Raw genomic sequence first — 3,456 nt, 5'->3', positions numbered from 1 at the left:
AGCGAACACGCGGTTAGCATGGCGCCATGGCCGTCCCCGCACTCTCGCTCTCATCGTCCGACCCGCTCGGCACATCCGCGGAGGTCCTCGTGCTCGGGGTGCGGAAGACCCCGGACGGGCCCGAGCTCGCCGTCGACGGGGACGCCCTCCCGTCCGCCGTCGCCGCCCTGCGCGCCATCGCGGCGACGGGGGCGAGCGACGAGCTGCGTCGCCTGCCGGCACTCGACGGGACCACGGCATCCCTCGCCTTGATCGGCCTCGGCAGCGGTCCGGTCACCGCGGACGCGCTGCGCTACGCCGCCGGGTCCGCGGCGCGCCAGCTCACCGGCATCGACCGGCTCGCGTTCGCCCTGCCGGTGAGGGATGACGCCGAGGTCCTCGCGGTGCTCGAAGGAGCCGGCATCGGTGCCTACTCCTACACGGGGTACCGGGTCTCGACCATCGGCACCACCAAGACGCCGGCCGACGACATCGTCGTGCACGTCCCCGACGCCGTCGCCACGTCGACCGACCTCGACGCCCTCGCCGAGCGGGCGGCGATCGTCGCCGGCGCGATCCACACGGTGCGCGACCTCGTGAACACGCCCCCCTCCGACCTCTACCCCGAGTCGCTGACCGCTGCAGCGCTCGACGCCGCGGCGGGGCTGCCGATCGACGTGCAGGTGCTCGACGAGACCGAGCTCGAGGCGGGTGGCTATGGCGGCATCCTCGCCGTCGGCCGCGGCTCCGTGCGTCCGCCGCGGCTCGTGGTGCTGCGCTACTCCCCCGCCGGGGCGACGAAGCACCTCGCCCTCGTCGGCAAGGGCATCACCTTCGACTCGGGCGGCCTCTCGCTCAAGCCGCCGACCGGGATGGTCGGGATGAAGTACGACATGACCGGCGCCGTCTCGGTCCTCGCCGTCATCGTCGCCGCCGCACGTCTCGGTCTGCCCGTGCGCCTCACGGCGTGGATGTGCATCGCCGAGAACATGCCGTCGGGTGCCGCGATGCGACCCAACGACGTGCTCCGGATGCGCGGCGGCACGACGGTCGAAGTGCTCAACACCGACGCCGAGGGTCGGCTCGTGCTCGCGGACGGGATCGCCGCCGCGAGCGAGGAGGAGCCGGATGCGATCATCGACGTCGCCACGCTCACCGGGGCCGCCCGGGTCGCGATGGGCGAACGCTATACGCCCGTCATGGGCGACGACGACCTCGTGCGGCGGGTCGTCGAGGCCGGCGCCGCCGTCGGCGAGGTCTTCTGGCCGATGCCGATGCCTCCCGAGCTGCGCAGCTCGCTCGACAGCGATGTCGCCGACCTCGCGAACGCCAAGATGGGCAGCACGAGTGGCGGGATGCTGATCGCCGCGCACTTCCTCAGGGCGTTCGTCGGATCGGTCGGGGAGGGCGACGAGAAGCGCACGATCCCCTGGGCGCACCTCGACATCGCGGGCGTCGCCAACAATCCCGGCAGCCCGCACGGCGGAATCGGCAAGGGGCCAACGGGGACCACGGTGCGCACGCTGCTGCAGCTCGCGGAAGTCTTTTCGACTCCGTAGTAGGGTTTGAGGGCAAGGAACACCTTGCCCTCTGGGCCACACGCCACCCCCTGTCCTGGCCCGTATACGCACGCAATATAGGGAGTCGCCGGGTGCCCGAGCAGAACTTCGATCTTGTCGTCCTGGGTGCAGGGAGCGGTGGCTACGCCGCCGCCCTGCGCGCCACTCAGCTGGGCCTCACGGTCGGGTTGATCGAGAAGGGGAAGGTCGGCGGCACCTGTCTGCACGTCGGCTGCATCCCCACCAAGGCGCTGCTGCATTCGGCCGAGGTCGCCGACGTCACCCGCGAGTCCGCCAAGTACGGGGTCACCTCGACCTTCGGCGGCGTCGACATCGCGGCCGTCACGACCTACCGCGAGGAGGTCGTCGCCAGCAAGTTCAAGGGCCTCCAGGGCCTGATCAAGGGGCGTGGGATCACCACGATCGAGGGCGAAGGTCGCCTGACCTCCCCCACCACGGTGCAGGTCGGCGACACGACCGTCACCGGCAAGAACATCGTGCTCGCCACCGGGTCGTACTCGCGGTCGCTCCCCGGCCTCGAGATCGGCGGCCGGGTGATCACCTCCGAGCAGGCGCTCGCTCTGGACTTCATCCCCAAGAAGGTCATCGTGCTCGGCGGCGGCGTCATCGGCGTCGAGTTCTCGAGCGTGTGGAAGAGCTTCGGCGTCGAGGTGCAGATCATCGAGGCCCTCCCGCACCTCGTCCCGAACGAGGACGAGTCGATCTCGAAGGTGTTCGAGCGCCAGTTCCGCAAGCGCGGCATCCAGTTCAGCCTCGGCGTGCGCTTCCAGTCGGTCACCCAGAACGACCAGGGCGTCGTCGTGACGCTCGAAGACGGCACGACCTTCGACGGCGACCTGCTGCTCGTCGCCGTCGGGCGCGGCCCGGCGACGGCGAACCTCGGGTTCGAAGAGGTCGGCATCACGATGGACCGCGGCTTCGTCATCACCGACGAGCGTCTGCGCACCAACATCCCCGGTGTCTGGGCGGTCGGCGACATCGTCCCCGGCCTGCAGCTCGCGCACCGCGGCTTCCAGCACGGGATCTTCGTCGCCGAGGAGATCGCGGGGCTGAACCCGATCGTCGTCGAGGACGTCAACATCCCGAAGGTCACCTACTCCGACCCCGAGGTCGCCTCGATCGGTCTGAGCGAGGCGAAGGCCGTCGAGAAGTTCGGCGCGGACGCGATCGCCACCTACGACTACAACCTCGCCGGCAACGGCAAGAGCCACATCATCGGCACCTCGGGCAACGTGAAGGTCGTCCGCCAGAAGGACGGGCCCGTGCTCGGCGTGCACATGATCGGCGCCCGCGTCGGCGAGCTGATCGGCGAGGCCCAGCTGGCGGTCAACTGGGAGGCGTACCCGGAGGACATCGCGCCTTATCTCCACGCCCACCCCACGCAGAACGAAGCCCTCGGCGAGGCGTTCCTCGCCATCGCGGGCAAGCCGCTGCACGGCATCTGACCGCGTTCAGGTCCGCGAACTAAGCTAGATCCACCAGGCTTCGAAGGAGCATCCCCGCATGAGCGAATCCGTCACCCTCCCGGCACTCGGAGAGAGCGTCACGGAAGGCACCGTCACCCGCTGGCTCAAGAAGGTGGGTGACCGCGTCGAGGTCGACGAGCCGTTGCTCGAAGTCTCGACCGACAAGGTCGACACCGAGATCCCGTCGCCCGTGGCCGGTGTCATCGAGACGATCCACGTCCAGGAGGACGAGACCGTCGAGGTCGGGGCCGTGCTCGTCACGATCGGCGACGGGGCCGCAGCTCCCGCCGAGGCCCCGGCCGCCCCGGCCCAGGAAGCTCCGGCTGCAGCCGAGCCGGCGCCCGCGCCTGCCGCTCCCGAGCCGACTCCGGCTCCCGCTCCCGAGCCGACCCCGGCACCCGAGCCTGCCCCGGCTCCGGCACCCGAGCCCA

Annotated in this window: 3 protein-coding genes; all 3 read left to right on the top strand. The window is 70.5% G+C overall.

What is annotated here, in order from left to right:
• The first annotated feature begins 26 nt into the window (after positions 1 to 26).
• Positions 27 to 1,538: a leucyl aminopeptidase gene (locus tag ACILQS_RS16000; protein ID WP_395641120.1), complete on the top strand. Its 1,512-nt coding sequence runs from the start codon at positions 27 to 29 to the stop codon at positions 1,536 to 1,538.
• Positions 1,539 to 1,630: 92 nt separating this feature from the next.
• Positions 1,631 to 3,004 (top strand): dihydrolipoyl dehydrogenase, encoded by a 1,374-nt coding sequence (lpdA, locus tag ACILQS_RS15995; RefSeq protein ID WP_395641119.1) that lies wholly within the window; start codon positions 1,631 to 1,633, stop codon positions 3,002 to 3,004.
• A gap of 58 nt (positions 3,005 to 3,062) precedes the next feature.
• On the top strand, positions 3,063 to 3,456 hold a 394-nt coding region (locus ACILQS_RS15990), incomplete at its 3' end, for a biotin/lipoyl-containing protein (protein ID WP_395641118.1).

This window comes from Pseudolysinimonas sp., assembly GCF_044239695.1.
Classification (GTDB): domain Bacteria; phylum Actinomycetota; class Actinomycetes; order Actinomycetales; family Microbacteriaceae; genus Pseudolysinimonas_A.
The sequence above is the reverse complement of the archived record's forward strand: the minus strand, read 5'-3'. Positions and strand labels throughout refer to the sequence as shown.